This is a genomic window from Thermoanaerobaculum aquaticum (assembly GCF_000687145.1).
Classification (GTDB): Bacteria; Acidobacteriota; Thermoanaerobaculia; order Thermoanaerobaculales; family Thermoanaerobaculaceae; genus Thermoanaerobaculum; species Thermoanaerobaculum aquaticum.
In genome coordinates, this window is sequence record NZ_JMFG01000015.1 from 92,397 (window position 1) to 106,793 (window position 14,397).

Annotated in this window: 10 protein-coding genes; 7 read left to right on the forward strand and 3 right to left on the reverse strand. The window is 61.5% G+C overall.

The window, feature by feature from the left end; genetic code table 11:
* Nucleotides 1-100: 100 nt before the first annotated feature.
* Nucleotides 101-595: a methylated-DNA--[protein]-cysteine S-methyltransferase gene (locus EG19_RS06115; protein ID WP_038048633.1), complete on the reverse strand. Its 495-nt coding sequence runs from the start codon at nucleotides 593-595 to the stop codon at nucleotides 101-103.
* A gap of 165 nt (nucleotides 596-760) precedes the next feature.
* Between EG19_RS06115 and EG19_RS06120 the strand changes: the two genes are divergently transcribed.
* The 7 genes from EG19_RS06120 to EG19_RS06150 all read left to right on the forward strand — a co-directional run bounded on the left by EG19_RS06120 (nucleotide 761) and on the right by EG19_RS06150 (nucleotide 11,671).
* Nucleotides 761-1,078 carry a hypothetical protein gene (locus EG19_RS06120; protein WP_038048634.1) on the forward strand — a complete coding sequence of 106 codons (318 nt, stop codon included), beginning with the start codon at nucleotides 761-763 and terminating at the stop codon, nucleotides 1,076-1,078.
* 74 nt (nucleotides 1,079-1,152) lie between these two features.
* On the forward strand, nucleotides 1,153-2,388 hold the full coding sequence (locus EG19_RS06125; protein WP_038048636.1) for a TolC family protein: 1,236 nt from the start codon (nucleotides 1,153-1,155) through the stop codon (nucleotides 2,386-2,388).
* On the forward strand, nucleotides 2,385-3,893 hold the full coding sequence (locus EG19_RS06130) for an efflux RND transporter periplasmic adaptor subunit (protein ID WP_053334985.1): 1,509 nt from the start codon (nucleotides 2,385-2,387) through the stop codon (nucleotides 3,891-3,893). The genes EG19_RS06125 and EG19_RS06130 overlap by 4 nt, the downstream gene beginning before the upstream one ends.
* Complete coding sequence (locus EG19_RS06135; protein ID WP_038048638.1) at nucleotides 3,874-7,134, forward strand: efflux RND transporter permease subunit; 3,261 nt, start codon at nucleotides 3,874-3,876, stop codon at nucleotides 7,132-7,134. The genes EG19_RS06130 and EG19_RS06135 overlap by 20 nt, the downstream gene beginning before the upstream one ends.
* Nucleotides 7,135-7,136: 2 nt before the next feature.
* The gene (locus EG19_RS06140; RefSeq protein WP_053334986.1) at nucleotides 7,137-9,482 is read left to right on the forward strand and encodes a heavy metal translocating P-type ATPase; all 2,346 of its coding nucleotides are present in this window, start codon (nucleotides 7,137-7,139) and stop codon (nucleotides 9,480-9,482) included.
* Nucleotides 9,483-9,566: 84 nt separating this feature from the next.
* Nucleotides 9,567-10,004, forward strand: a complete 438-nt coding sequence (locus EG19_RS13660) for a YHS domain-containing protein (protein ID WP_161685448.1) — start codon at nucleotides 9,567-9,569, stop codon at nucleotides 10,002-10,004.
* A gap of 119 nt (nucleotides 10,005-10,123) precedes the next feature.
* Nucleotides 10,124-11,671: an ArnT family glycosyltransferase gene (locus EG19_RS06150; protein ID WP_081799975.1), complete on the forward strand. Its 1,548-nt coding sequence runs from the start codon at nucleotides 10,124-10,126 to the stop codon at nucleotides 11,669-11,671.
* On the opposite strand, the gene EG19_RS06155 is transcribed toward EG19_RS06150, so the two are convergent.
* Together EG19_RS06155 and EG19_RS06160 are read right to left on the reverse strand one after the other, a co-directional pair.
* Complete coding sequence (locus tag EG19_RS06155; protein ID WP_038048642.1) at nucleotides 11,668-12,891, reverse strand: bifunctional 3,4-dihydroxy-2-butanone-4-phosphate synthase/GTP cyclohydrolase II; 1,224 nt, start codon at nucleotides 12,889-12,891, stop codon at nucleotides 11,668-11,670. The two genes, EG19_RS06150 and EG19_RS06155, sit on opposite strands and share 4 nt — an antisense overlap.
* The gene (locus tag EG19_RS06160) at nucleotides 12,888-14,330 is read right to left on the reverse strand and encodes a GWxTD domain-containing protein (protein WP_038048644.1); all 1,443 of its coding nucleotides are present in this window, start codon (nucleotides 14,328-14,330) and stop codon (nucleotides 12,888-12,890) included. Before EG19_RS06160 ends, EG19_RS06155 begins: the two co-directional genes overlap by 4 nt.
* Nucleotides 14,331-14,397: the final 67 nt, after the last annotated feature.

A 14,397-nucleotide genomic window follows, 5' to 3' on the forward strand; every position in this document is an offset into this window, starting at 1 on the left:
GGTTCCGCCAGGCCGCTGGCCTTGTCAAGTTCTACCAAAGACTCAGTTTTCCTACAGGAGCGCACCCAACGGAAATCTTTTGGCGGATGCCGGTTGCCTGTTAGCGGTGCTGCCTTTCCAGAGCCAAAAGCCTGGCTTTCACGGACAGGCCACCGGCAAAACCCGTAAGGGCTCCTCCACTCCCCAGCACCCTATGGCAGGGAACGAGGATGGGAATTGGGTTCACGGCACAGGCCGCCCCCACCGCTCGGGCCGCCCCAGCCCTGCCCAATTCACGTGCCAAAGCTCCGTACGTGGCGGTCTGGCCATAGGGGATTTCCAAGAGCTTCCGCCAAACCGCTTGCTGAAAGGGCGTCCCGTTGAGCAACAGCGGCACCGAAAACCCTCGCTGCCTTCCGGAAAAGTACGCTTCCAGCTCTTCTCTTGCCTGGCGGGCCCAAGCCAGCGCTTGACCGCTGCCCCCTTCACCCTCCTCTTCCCGAGCGCCAAACTCCACGGCCACAACCCCTTCCTCGCTGGCCCGCACCTCCAGCCACCCTACCGGCGTCCGAAAACGGACCCACGCATTTACGTCCCGCGATTTTTCCTCCTTCATGTTCGCGCCTCTCCCTCTCGCCGGACCGGAACGACCGGTTGGATTTCGATTGTAAGCTCCCCAGAATTGCCGGCGCTTTTCCTTGTCCCCGTCGTTGTCGCTGGGAAAATCAGCGTCAAAAGCGGGAGTTGTAACCTCAAGTCGCATTATGGCAAAGTAACGGGCGTGCGGGTACTGACGATTTTCGGGCTGCTGCTGATGCTGGCGGTTCCCCATCCGCCAGCGCAAGCGGCGTTCCCAAGCTGCCAGCGGGCGGCCTGTTGCTGTGGGGATCGGCCGGCCTGTCCCTGCACCGCCGGTCCCCAGGAGCCAAAACCCGCCGAGCCCACCCACGTTACCGTGGAAGCACCGGCGCCCCAGGCGGAGGCGCAGGTGGAGGTGGCGGAGGCCGTGGCCCCCGAGCCGATCCTGGTGGAGCCCCTTCCCCTCTTTTCCCGGCCAGCCGTTGGCGTGTTTCTTTTAACCTGCACCTTCCGCTGCTAGCAGCACCTCCCGCCTTTCTTGCAACTGCTCCCCCTTTGAGCTTTACTTTGCTGTGATTTGTCTTTGGAGGTGATATGCGCAAAGCATTGCAGGTGCTTGTCCTGTTGGTGCCCTGGCCGCTGTGGGCCCAGTCGGCTCCCACTGTGGATGAGCTGGTTAAGGAAGCGCTCAAGGTCAACCCGAGCGTGGAAGAACTGCGCCTGCGGTTGGCTGAAGCCCGAGTGAACGAGGTTCCGGCGGGCACTTTGCCGGACCCCATGGTGGACTTCATGCTCACCGATGCCCGGTTTCCCCGCTTTACCGTGGGCAAAGAAGAAATGTCCATGCTGGGTGTAACGGTTAGGCAGGACTTGCGGTACCCGGGAAAGCTTTCATCGAGAGAAAAGCAGGCGCAAGCGGAAACCGGCGTGCGCGAACTGGAGCTGGCGCGCCTTAAGGCCGAGGTAGTGGCGGCCATCCGGGAGACCTACGCCGAGCTTTACGCCCTGGATGTGGAGCTGGAGAAGGTGGAGGAGGCTTTGGATCTCCTCCAGGTGCTCAAGGAAACCGCCCAGGCCCGCTACGCCGCCGGCTTCACCAGCCAGGAAGCGGCGGTAAAGGCGGTACTGATCAAAACCCGACTTCAGGAACGAAAAGCTGACCTGGCTCGCCAGCGGGCGGAGTTGGTGGCGATGCTCAACCGCCTTTGCAACCGGCCCTTGAACAGCCCTTTGGGCCCGGTGCGGGGCTTGCCTCCATACCCGCCGCTTCCGCAAAACTGGCAGGATCTGGCCCTCGAGCAGGCACCGGAGGTTAAGGTCATGCAAGCCGAAGTGGCGGCCGCCGCCCGGGAGGTGGAGGTTGCTAAAGCCGAGCTCAAGCCCAACCTCTTTGCCACCGCCGGCCTCGGCACCCGTGGCTCCTTTGGTGCGGTGGCCACCTTGGGCTTCGGTTTGGAGTGGCCCTTTTGGCGGGAACGAAAACAAAAACCGGAATTGGAAGCGGCGCAACTGCGCTTGAAGGCTGCGCAGGCGCGGCTGGAAGCGGTGCGAGCAGCAGTTCGGGAAGAAATCGAAAAGACCCAAGCGGCCTGGCGCAACGCCCAGGAGCAGCAAACCCGTTACCAGCAGGAGATCCTCCCCTTGGCCATGGCCGCCCTGGAGGCAGCCCGCGCCACCTTTTTAACCGGCCAGGTGGATTTTTCCACGGTCATCGAGGACTTTAACCTGTGGCTTGAAGCCGAAGTGGGTTTTGCCCAGCGTCAAGCCCAAGCTTTTGCCGCTTGGGCGCGCATTTCTTTGCTTTTGGGAGATTCGGGAGGTGAGTCATGAAAGCTTTAGCCCGGGCCGCCCTGGCCCTCGTCTTTGTCGGGTTGCTGCTCTTTCTTGCCTGTGGAGGAAAGGAAACCGCGGGGGCCCGCTACCACTGCCCCATGCACCCCACCTACGTTTCTGACAAACCCGGCGACTGCCCTATTTGCGGCATGCGCTTGGTGCCCATCGAGGAAAAAACCGCACCCACCACGGTACCCGCGTACGTTTGCCCCATGCACCCGGAAGTGGTATCGGATAAGCCCGACCGCTGCCCCAAGTGCGGCATGAAGCTGGTGCCCAAGACCGAAACGGAACAGCCAGCTCCCGCCACCAGCGGTACCCCGAGCGGTGAGCGAAAGATCCTCTACTACCGCAACCCCATGGACCCCACCGTCACCTCGCCGGTGCCCATGAAGGACAGCATGGGCATGGATTACGTGCCGGTGTACGCCGATGAGCTGGAAGCTTCCAAAGAACGCGCGGTAACCGGCTACGCCCCAGTGTCTTTGGAGCCGGAAGGCCTCGCCCGCTCTGGTATTCAAACGGTGGTCGCCGAGGCGGGAAGCCTGGGGCAAGCTATCCGCGCGGTGGGCACGGTGGTTCCCGACGAGCGCTTGCTCACCCACGTGCACACCAAGGTTTCCGGTTGGATTGAAAAGCTTTATGTGAACTTCACCGGTCAGTACGTGAAAAAGGGCGAGCCGCTTTTGGAAATCTACTCCCCGGAGCTTCTGGCGAGCCAAGAGGAGTACCTGCGGGCCAAGGCGTTAGCCCAGCGCCTGGCCAGCTCCGCCTCTGCAGAAGCCAAAAAGGCCGCCGAAGAGCTTGCGGAGGCAGCCGCCAAGCGGCTCCTGCTCTTTGATGTACCCCAGGACTTCATGGCCCACCTGGACGCCACGGGTACCCCATCGCGCACCGTCATGCTTCGCGCCCCTACCGCCGGTTACGTGCTGGCCAAGGACATCTTCGCCGGCAAGCAGGTGGAACCGGGCATGGAGCTCTACATGGTGGCTGATCTGTCGCGGGTATGGGTGGAGGCGGACTTTTACGAACAGGAAGCGGCGCTCCTCAAGCTGGGGATGCCCACCCAGGTCACGCTCCCCTACCGCCCCGGGGCCGTTTTCACCGGGCCCATCACCTACATCTACCCCTGGGTGAACCCGGAAAGCCGCACGGTGCGGGTGAGGGTGGAGCTTCCCAACCCCAAGGGCGAACTCAAACCCGACATGTACGCCAACGTGGAGGTCATGCCGGCAGAGGTTCCCGGCGTGGTCATCCCCGATTCGGCGGTGATGGATACCGGCACCAGACAAATTGCCTTTGTGGAGGAAAAACCAGGCTTTTTCGTGCCGCGGGAGGTCACCGTGGTGCGGCGGGCAGCCGGAAAGGCGCTGGTTACCCAGGGGCTTACCGCTGGTGAAAGGGTGGTGGTGAAGGGCACGTTCCTGTTGGATTCCGAATCGCGGCTACGCGCGGCCCTCGCTGCGCCCCAGGGAGGCACCAATGATCAAGCGCATCATTAAGTTCTCCGCAGAAAACCGCATCCTGGTGCTGCTTGGGGTGGCGGCCCTGTGCGTTTTTGCCTGGCAGACCCTCCACCGCATCCGCCTGGACGCCCTCCCGGACCTGTCCGACACCCAGGTCATCATTTACTCGCGCTGGGACCGCTCCCCCGACATCATCGAGGACCAGGTCACCTACCCCATCATCACCGCGCTTTTGGGAGCTCCCAAGGTTAAAGCCATCCGCGGCTACTCGGACTTTGGCTTTTCCTACGTGTACGTGATCTTCCAGGACGGCACCGACCTTTACTGGGCCCGGTCCCGGGTGCTGGAGTACCTCTCCAAAATCCAGCCCCAGCTCCCCCAGGGGGTTCGCACCGAGCTGGGGCCCGACGCCACCGGCGTAGGGTGGGTTTTCCAGTACGCCTTGGTGGACCGCTCGGGCAAGCACAGCCTGGAAGAGCTGCGGGCGTTCCAGGACTGGACCTTGCGTTACGCCCTGCAATCGGTTCCCGGTGTGGCGGAGGTGGCTTCCATTGGCGGGTTCGTCAAGCAGTACCAAATTACCGTGGATCCCAACCGCTTGGCAGCCTTCAATCTGCCCTTACGGGACGTGGTGGAAGCTATTCGCAAAGCCAACAACGAAGTGGGTGGGCGCTTGCTGGAGTTTGCCGGCGCCGAGTACATGGTGCGGGGAAAGGGCTACGCCCGCAGCATTGCCGATTTTGAAAGCATCGTGCTCAAGACCACACCCCAGGGGGTGCCGGTGCGCCTTTCCGACGTGGGGCGGGTGGAGCTGGGACCGGAAATCCGTCGCGGGGTGGCCGATCTCGATGGACTGGGCGACCACGTGGGTGGCATTGTGGTCATGCGCCACGGGGAAAACGCCCTAAACGTCATCAAGCTGGTGAAGGCCAAGCTGGAAGAGCTCAAGCCCTCCCTGCCGGAAGGGGTAGAGGTGGTCACGACGTATGACCGCTCCGACCTCATCCAGCGGGCCATTAAAACCCTTACCCACGAGCTCACCGTGGAAATGATCATCGTGGCCGCGGTGATCTTAATTTTCCTCTGGCATATCCCCTCGGCTCTGGTCCCCATTTTCACCATTCCCATTTCTGTGCTCTTGGCGTTCATCCCGCTCTACTGGATGGGTGTCACCGTGAACATCATGTCGCTGGCGGGCATCGCGATTTCCATTGGTGTGCTTGTGGATGGGGCCATCGTGGAGGTGGAAAACGCCTACAACAAAATCCACCGCTGGATGGAGGAAGGACGACCGGGGGACTTTCACCAGGTCCGGCTTTCAGCGTTGCAGGAAGTTGGGCCCTCGGTGTTCTTCTCGCTGCTGGTCATTGCGGTTTCTTTCATCCCCATTTTTGCGCTGGTGGAACAGGAGGGGCGGCTCTTCAAACCCCTGGCCTACTCCAAGAACCTGGCCATGGCTCTGGCCTCCCTTTTGGCCATCACCCTGGATCCGGCCATGCGCATGCTGTTTGCCCGCATTGAGCCCTTTTCCTTCCGCCCGCGGTTTTTGGCCAAGCTTGCCACCAGCGCCTTTGTGGGGACTTACTACGCCGAGGAAAAGCACCCCATCAGCCGCGTGCTTTTGAAGATTTATGAGCCGGTTTGCCGCTTCGTGTTACGGCACCCGAAGACAATCATTGCCTTCGCGTTGGCCCTCGTGCTGGGCAGCTTGCCCATTTACTTCCGGTTAGGCCGGGAGTTCATGCCGCCCCTGGCCGAAGGCACCATCCTTTACATGCCCACCACCCTCCCGGGCATTTCGGTCACCGAGGCGCAAAGGCTTTTGGAAGCCCAAGACCGCATCCTCAAATCCTTCCCGGAGGTGGAGAGGGTTTTTGGCAAGGCTGGACGCGCCGAAACCTCCACCGATCCGGCCCCCTTTTCCATGATGGAAACCACCGTGATCCTCAAGCCGGAAAGCCAGTGGCGGAAGAAACCCCGCTGGTACTCCTCCTGGGCCCCCGAATGGCTTGCCTCCTTTTTCCGTCCCCTTTGGCCGGATCACATCAGTTACGACGAGCTTGTTGACGAAATGGACCGCGCCCTTCGCTTTGCCGGCGTGACCAACGCCTGGACCATGCCCATTAAAGCCCGCATTGACATGCTTTCCACCGGCGTGCGCACCCCTGTGGGCATCAAGGTTTTTGGCGCCGACTTGAAGGAAATCGAACGCATTGGCACCGAGCTGGAAACGCTGCTGCGCCAGATTCCCGGAACCCGCAGCGTGTACGCCGAGCGGGTCACCGGCGGTTACTTTGTGGACTTCGTTCCCGACCGCCAGCTCCTTGCCCGCTACGGGCTCACCATCGAGGACGTGCAAATGGTGATCATGTCGGCCATCGGTGGGGAAAACATCACCACCACTGTGGAAGGCCGGCAGCGCTTCCCCGTGAACCTGCGTTACCCTCGGGAGTTGCGGGATGACCTGGATCGCCTCCGGCGGGTGCTGGTCCCCACCCCTTCCGGGTCCCAAATTCCGCTGGGTCAGCTGGCCAGTATTGAGCTGGTGCAGGGCCCCAGCATGATCCGCGATGAAAACGGCTTTCTGGCCGGCTACGTCTACGTGGACATTGCCGGCCGAGACGTGGGTTCTTACGTGGACGAGGCCAAGAAGGTCGTGAGGGAGAAGCTGGCCCTCAAGCCCGGCTACGTGCTCCAGTGGTCCGGGCAGTACGAAAACATGCTGCGGGTCAAAGAGCGCCTCAGGCTGGTGGTGCCGGTTACCCTGGCGTTGATCTTCCTGCTGCTTTACGCCAACACCCGGTCAGCGTTCAAAGCTACGCTGGTGATGCTGGCGGTGCCGTTTTCCGCCATTGGCGCCATTTGGCTTTTCTACCTTTTGGACTACAACGTATCCATTGCCGCCTGGGTAGGGATGATTGCGCTCTTGGGCCTAGACGCGGAAACCGGGGTTTTCATGCTGCTGTTTTTGGACCTTTCCTGGGACGAGTACAAGCGCAAGGGCCTCATTACCGACGAAGCCGGCGCCGACGAAGCCATCGTGCACGGGGCGGTGAAACGGCTGCGTCCTAAGCTCATGACGGTGGTGGCCGCCTTCTCCGGTCTTTTGCCGATTATGTGGTCCACCTCCGCTGGAGCCGACGTCATGAAGCGCATTGCTGCACCCATGATCGGAGGGCTGGTGACCTCGTTCCTCTTGGAGCTCATGGTTTACCCTGCCATTTACAAGCTTTGGAAGCGGCGCACCGAGCTTCGCGCGTTTGTGACAGGGAGGTAAGCATGGACAAACACCACCAGCCAAAGATGATGCTTCCCACCGCCCAAGCTGGCGTCCGCGATCCCGTTTGCGAGATGACTGTGGACCCGGAAAAAACGCCCCACCGTTTTGCGTACAAGGGCGTTACCTACTTTTTCTGCTGTGAGCACTGCCTCGCCAGGTTCTCTGCAAATCCCGATGCTTACTTACAGGCTGCCCCCGCCCCGGGGGCAGCTCATACCCACGCCGCTCCTGCTCCCCAGGCCCCTGCGGCCGCCCACGCCATGTACACCTGCCCCATGCACCCGGAGGTGCGAAAGCCTGGCCCCGGGAGCTGCCCCCTTTGCGGCATGGCCCTGGAGCCTCTAGAAGTTGCCGCCGAAGAGCCGGAAAACCCTGAGCTGGCCGACTTCAAGCGGCGCTTTTGGGTGGCCCTGGCCTGCTCCCTTCCCCTCTTCGCCTTGGCCATGGGTCCCTCCCACTGGGGGTGGCATTTGCCGGTGAGCCCGGAGGCCCTCACCTGGCTCCAGGCCCTGCTGGCCACTCCGGTGGTGCTGTGGGCCGGCTGGCCGCTGCTGCAACGGGCTTGGCAGTCCATCCTTTTGCGGGCCCTCAACATGTTCACGCTCATTGGCGTGGGCGTGGTGGCGGCCTATGCTTTTAGCCTTGCCGCCACCGTTTTTCCTGGCGTTTTTCCTGCTTCTCTACGCCTGCCGGACGGATCCCTACCGGTTTACTTCGAAGCCGCCGCTGGCATCGTCACCCTGGTGCTTCTGGGCCAGGTTCTGGAGCTTCTGGCTCGCGGCCGGACCAGCCAGGCTATCCGTTCGCTCCTGAAGCTTGCCCCACCCACGGCCCGGCGCCTCAAGGAAGACGGCTCGCTGGAAGAAATCCCTTTGGGTGAGGTGAAGGTAGGCGACCACCTGCAGGTCCGCCCCGGAGACCGGGTGCCGGTGGACGGTGTGGTGATTTCCGGCCAGTCGCAGGTGGACGAAAGCATGATGACCGGCGAAAGCGTGCCGGTGCCAAAAAAGGCGGGAGACCGGGTCTTCGCCGGTACCGTAAACAGCCACGGGGCGCTGGTCATCCGCGCGGAGAAGGTTGGTTCTGACACGCTCCTGGCCCACATCGTGCAGCTGGTGGCGGAAGCCCAAAGGTCCCGGGCGCCGGTGCAGCGGCTGGCGGACAAGGTGGCAGCGGTTTTTGTGCCGGTGGTCTTAGCGGTGGCCGCGGTGACCTTCGTGATCTGGGCATGGGTAGGCCCGGAACCACGCCTCGCCCACGCTTTGGTAAACGCCGTGGCGGTGCTCATCATTGCCTGCCCCTGCGCTCTTGGCCTTGCTACCCCCATGAGCGTGATGGTGGCCATGGGGCGTGGGGCGCGCGCCGGAGTTTTGTTCCGTAACGCCGAAGCCATCGAGCTTTTGGCCAAGGTGGATACCCTGGTGGTGGACAAAACCGGCACCCTCACCGAAGGCAAACCCAGCTTGAAAGCCTCCCACTTCTCCCCTGGCGTAAGTGAGGAACAAGCGTTGCAGTTGGTGGCGTCCGCGGAAAAGCCCTCCGAGCACCCGCTGGCTTCCGCGCTAGTGGCGGAAGCGCAAAAACGGGGACTTGAGCTGCTCCCTTGCGAGGGTTTCCAGGCCCACCCCGGCCAGGGCATTGAAGCCACCGTCCACGGCCAAAAGGTCCTGGTGGGTTCCGCTGCATTTTTGGAAAAACACGGCGTTTTGCTGCCGGAAGCGGCCAAAAGCGGGGATGCTTCGGTGTTTTTGGCGGCCAATGGCGTTTTCCTGGCAAGCTTCAGCTACGCCGATCCCATCAAACCCACGGCCGTCAAAGCCATTGCCGAGCTCCAAAGGGAAGGCGTGACGGTGGTCATGGCCACCGGCGACCGTCGGGAAATCGCCCAGCGGGTGGCCTGGGAGCTGGGAATTTCCCGGGTTTACGCGGAGGTTTCGCCCCAGGGCAAGGTCGAACTGGTGGAAAAGCTCAAAGCCGAGGGGAAGATCGTGGCCATGGCCGGGGACGGCATCAACGATGCCCCCAGCCTTGCCGCCGCTCACGTGGGCATCGCCATGGGGACCGGCACCGATGTGGCCATGGAAACCGCACCGGTCACCCTGGTGAAGGGCGATCTCACCGCCATCCTCCGCGCCCGCAGGCTGGCGAAGAAAACCATGGCCAACATCAAGCAAAACCTCTTTTGGGCTTTCATTTACAACACTCTGGGCGTTCCCATTGCGGCCGGCGTCCTGTACCCGGTTTTTGGCTTGGCTCTGAGCCCGGTGATTGCCGCCGCCGCCATGAGCTTTTCCTCGCTTTCGGTGGTGGGCAACGCCTTGCGGTTGCAAAGGACCGCACTGTGAAAGCGGGAATACCGAGGGCGAGTAGCCTGGTTGCCTCAACTGGCAAAGTAAATGATAGGAGGACCCACAATGAAAGGAGGCATCATGAAAAAGGTCTTGAGTTTGGTTGCGGTTGGGTTTTTTGGTTTGGTTTTGGCGCAGGCAGCCGAAAAGCAGCCAGGAAAGCCGCAAACGGCCTGTCCGGTTTCCGGCAAACCCATTAACAAAGAGGTCTACGTGGACTACCAGGGCCAGCGGGTTTATTTCTGCTGCAACGCCTGCCCCGACAAGTTCCGCAAGGACCCGGAGAAGTACTTTGCCCAGTTCGAAAAGGAAGGCATTGAGCTGGAAAATATCCAAAAGGCCTGCCCGGTTTCCGGAGAAGAGCTGGGGGAGCACGGCGAGCCTTCGGTGATCCACTACAAGGGCCGCACCGTGAAGTTCTGCTGCCCCGCCTGCGAAAAGCCTTTTAAGGCGGAGCCTGAAAAGTACCTCAACGGCATGCCTGGGGAGCAGTCCAAGGCCGGAAAGAAGACTACTTAAAACCGCTGGCGTCACTAAGGGACTGCTTGGCGTTGTAAACCCTGAAGGTTTCCCGGCTTTTGAGGAGCGCATGATTGTGCGCTCCTTCTTTTTTGCGCCTGCTGCAGTAGCATGCTCTCATGCGGGGGCTGGCAGCCGCTATCGGTAGCGCCGTTCTTCTCACCTACGGGTGGATGATCGCCCAACAGGGCCCGGCGGTGGCTTCGGGGGCGGACAACAGCGGGTACATGAACCTGGCGCGGCTTTTTCTGGCCGGGAAGATCCGGGATGAGCTGCGAGTGCCTGAAGGATTTTCCGCCGGGCAGTTGCGCCCCTGGCTTTTTACACCGCTGGGTTTTCAGCCGGATGCTGCGGGGAAAAGTTTGGTTCCGGTGTATCCCCCCGGACTCCCGCTGCAACAAGCGGTTTGGGCGTGGTTTTTGGGGTCGGTGGAGAAGGGTGCGGCAGCGGTCAACGTGTTTTGTGGGGTCCTCTTCCTCTGGCTTTGCTACCGCCTGGCGCGGCTTTTGGCTTTGAGCCGCACGGCAGCCGGGATTGCCGCTCTGATTTTGGCGGTAAACCCGGTTTCTCTGCGGTTTTTCACCTGGAACATGAGCGACGGGCCCGCCGCTACCTGGGCGGTGGCTGCCGTCTATTTCGCGTTGCGGGCGCAGAAGAAGCCGAGCTTTGCCGCACTGGGTGGCTTTTTCTTTGCCCTGGGTGTGGCCACCAGACCCACAAACGCTTTGCTCCTCCCTGCCATCGTTTACGCCCTATGGCGGCGACCCAAGGCACAAAAGGCTTTTGTGCTGGGTGCAGCTCCGCTTCTGGCCGCGTTTTTCTGGTACAACCACGTTCAATACGGGGCCTTTTGGCGAACCGGCTACGGCTCCATGGCCCGGGAGTTCAAGCTGCGCTACTTTCTCCCCACGGTGCGACATTACGGCCTCTGGCTTGCCCGCTTTTTCTCCCCCCTGGTTTTGTTGCCTTTTTTAAGCCACCTCCTGGCCCTCCGCCGCCGGGAAACTCGCCACCTCCTGCTTGCCCTCTGGTGGGTACCGTTTTTTGGCTTTTACGCCTTTTACAAGTACACCAACGACACCTGGTGGTACCTGCGCTTCGTCTTGCCGGCCTTTCCCGCTTTGGTTTTGGCCGGCGTCGCTGCCTTTCCCGAGCTTTCCCGGTATGTGAAGGAAAGGCTTCGTTTGCGCCGGGTTTTTGTTCTTCCCACTCTTTTCGTGCTGCTGGCTCTCGGAGCCAACCTCTTTTGGTTGAATAAGCTCCGGGTTTTAGCCCTCACCAAGGACGAAGCCATCTACCGCGAAGGGGTGCAGTGGGTTTGCCGCGAAACCCCGGAAAAATCCCTGCTTTTCGCCAGCCAGCTTTCCGGGGCGTTTTACTTTTACAGCTCCCGCGCCATCGTGCGGCACGACTTGATAACGTCCCGGGAGCTGAGCGAGGTGTTTGGCCAAAGCGACCTGCTGGGTCTGCCGGCTTTCATGGCGCTTTTAAACGATGAGGCTCAAACCTTTGTCCGGCGAAACCCAGGGTTGGTGGAACCTTCAGGCAACTTCGGCCGGGTTTACCTGTTCCGCGTTCGCCAGGGGGCTGCCGAAGCTGTGGGGAAAACCGTAAGCTCACCCCCTTCCCGCCGTCCCTCGGTTGTTCCCGATGCCAAAAAGCCTTAAACCATCTTCAAAATGTGGCCGAGCTTTTCTTTTTTAGCCCGCAGGTACTTGCGGGAATGGGGTGTGGGCGGCACTTCCAGCGGGATGCGTTCCACGATTTCCAGGCCATACCCGGAAAGCGCCACGTACTTGGACGGGTTGTTGGTCATGAGCCGCATCCTGCGGACCCCCAGCTCCCGGAGGATTTGCGCACCCACCCCGTAGTCCCGCTGGTCGGCTCCAAAGCCCAGGCGGTGGTTGGCTTCCACCGTGTCCAGACCTTCATCCTGGAGCTGGTAGGCTTTGAGCTTGTTGAAAAGCCCAATGCCACGGCCCTCCTGCAGGAGGTACAGGAGCACCCCCTTGCCTTCGGCGGCAATTCTGGCCATGGCCGCCTCCAGCTGGGCCCCGCAGTCGCAGCGGGCCGACCCAAAAACGTCGCCGGTGAGGCACTGGGAGTGCACGCGTACCAGCACCGGCTCTTCCGGCGAGATCTCCCCCATCACCAAAGCCAGGTGCTCCTCGTTGGTGACCGTGCTGCGAAAACCGTAAACCCGGAATTCCCCAAAACGCGTGGGAAGCTGGGGAGAAGCCACCAGCTCCACCAGCCTTTCGGAACGCAAGCGGTAGGCAATGAGGTCGCGAACGGTGAGGATCTTGAGGCCGTGCTCTCGGGCCAGCTCGACCAGGCGGGGAAGCCGCGCCATGCTGCCGTCTTCGTCCATGATTTCGCAAATAACCGCCGCCGGATAAAGGCCAGCAATGCGGGCCAGGTCCACCGAAGCTTCGGTGTGGCCGGCGCGCTTTAACACCCCTCCCGGTTTGGCCCGCAGCGGGAACATGTGCCCTGGGCGAATGAGGTCCTCGGGTTTGGTCTTGGGGTCAATGAGGGCCTGCACGGTGGCTGCGCGATCGGCAGCGGAAATGCCGGTGGTTACCTTCCCGCGGGCTTCCACCGAAACGCAAAAGGCGGTGCCGTGAGGGGAGGTGTTGCGCTCCACCATGAGCGGGAGGTCCAGCTCGTTGCACCGTTCCTCGGTGAGGCTCACGCAAATGAGCCCCCGGGCGTGGGTGGCCATGAAGTTGATGGCTTCCGGCGTCACCTTTTCCGCGGCAATGGCTAAATCGCCTTCGTTTTCCCTCTCCTCGTCATCCACGATGATGACGAAGCGGCCGCGGCGGAACTCCTCCGCGGCCTCTTCCACCGTGGCAAAAACGTCGGTTGCGGGTTGGCGGCTCACTGCACCGTGATCGAAAGCGGGATGCGAGCTGTGCGCTCGACGTTGGCGCGAGCATCCCGCAAACGGACCTCCAAAACATAGTCACCGCTCTTGCGGAACACCGAAAGCGGCAGGCCGTTGCCAAACATCCAAAGGTCGGGAGCCACCTGCGAGAGGTTCACCGGCTGATCGGCGTTTTCGTTGAGCTTCTTGTCGTCCTTGTAAACCGCCAGGCTCACGCGATAGTCGGCCTTGCCGTTCTCGTCCATGGTCGGATGCAGGATGTAGCAGAAGTAGGCCAGGTTCTCCTTGGACGTGTAGGCGTTGCTGGCGCGGGGAATGACGTGCCAGCCGCCGATGTTAAAGGGATCCCCCAGGTGCGCCGTGGCTTCCTGGCGCACATCCACGCCCCAGTAAAAGGGCGAAATCACCGTGCCGGTTTCCGGCACCCCCGAGAGCTCGAAGCTGAAGGTTTTGGCCACCAGGAGGTTTTTAGCAGCATCCAGGAGGGCAATTCGCAGCTGGTAGTTACCCGCATCCAAGGGGATGCTGAACTCGTACCCGCGGCCGCCGCTTACCGATAAAGGGGTGATGTCCTTCACAAAGGTACCCACCTCGCCACCTTCTGCCTTGCTCACGCGCCCTACCACAGAGGCGGCCGGACCTACCGCATCGGGAAGCTGGAGGTACAGCCAAACCGGGTTCAAGCTGGTGGAAACCACACCCTCGGCCACAAAGCTCAAAGCTCCCTCGGGCCAGACCTCGCCCTTGTCGAGCAAAGCCAGATCTTCAGGTTTGGCCGCTTTGGAGCCCGGTAAGAGACCCAGGCGGGGCACTTCCGTAAGCTTTGGGTTTTTCACCAGCGCTTCGGGCATGTCCGCCAGAACCTTCATCACCGCCACGTTTCGCGGGTCAGTGCGGTCCAGGATGAACTCGTTGCTGCCCACCCGAGTTTCGATAAACACCGCCCACACTTCCTCGGCCTTCACCAGCCCCTGGGGCAAGCGGTCCTTGGTGTAAACCCAGATTTCCGTGGCCCCCCGATCTTCGTAGGGACCCGTATCCCGCTGGGCACCCTGCACCGCCGCTCCTGCCGGGAGGTTGGAAGCGCGGGTGGGACGGCCCAGCAGGATAAGCACCTTTCCGCGATCGGTGAGGCTTCCCGGGGTGGAACCCACGGCAAACATCTTGTCCGCAGCCTTGACCCGGGCCTCAAAATCAGCTTTGAACTCGTTCACCTGGGTGTTAAGGTCAGGATCCCTCTTGGCCCAGAACAACTCCATGAACTTGTTGACCTCTGGCTCGCTGCCGAGCTTTTCCAGGGCCTTTTTCTCGTCCTTGGTGAAGAGGTAGCCCGTGGGGCTCTTAAGGATGTCTTTTACCAACGGGAGGGTCTCGGCCTGCAACCCGCAGACACCCAGACCTACCACCAAAAGTGTGACCAACAAACGCTTGCTCATCGGATATGTTCTCCTCATCTCGCCCCGCGCTGCCGGCGGGGCGGCAGCATCATACACCTTTTTGGCG

Excerpts from the sequence above, each read along its gene's own strand:
- EG19_RS06140 (WP_053334986.1), top strand. The coding sequence starts at position 7,137 with ATGGACAAACACCACCAGCCAAAGATGATGCTTCCCACCGCCCAAGCT.
- EG19_RS06160 (WP_038048644.1), bottom strand. The coding sequence starts at position 14,330 with ATGAGCAAGCGTTTGTTGGTCACACTTTTGGTGGTAGGTCTGGGTGTC.
- EG19_RS13660 (WP_161685448.1), top strand. The coding sequence starts at position 9,567 with ATGAAAAAGGTCTTGAGTTTGGTTGCGGTTGGGTTTTTTGGTTTGGTT.
- EG19_RS06150 (WP_081799975.1), top strand. The coding sequence starts at position 10,124 with ATGCGGGGGCTGGCAGCCGCTATCGGTAGCGCCGTTCTTCTCACCTAC.
- EG19_RS06125 (WP_038048636.1), top strand. The coding sequence starts at position 1,153 with ATGCGCAAAGCATTGCAGGTGCTTGTCCTGTTGGTGCCCTGGCCGCTG.
- EG19_RS06135 (WP_038048638.1), top strand. The coding sequence starts at position 3,874 with ATGATCAAGCGCATCATTAAGTTCTCCGCAGAAAACCGCATCCTGGTG.
- EG19_RS06130 (WP_053334985.1), top strand. The coding sequence starts at position 2,385 with ATGAAAGCTTTAGCCCGGGCCGCCCTGGCCCTCGTCTTTGTCGGGTTG.
- EG19_RS06115 (WP_038048633.1), bottom strand. The coding sequence starts at position 595 with ATGAAGGAGGAAAAATCGCGGGACGTAAATGCGTGGGTCCGTTTTCGG.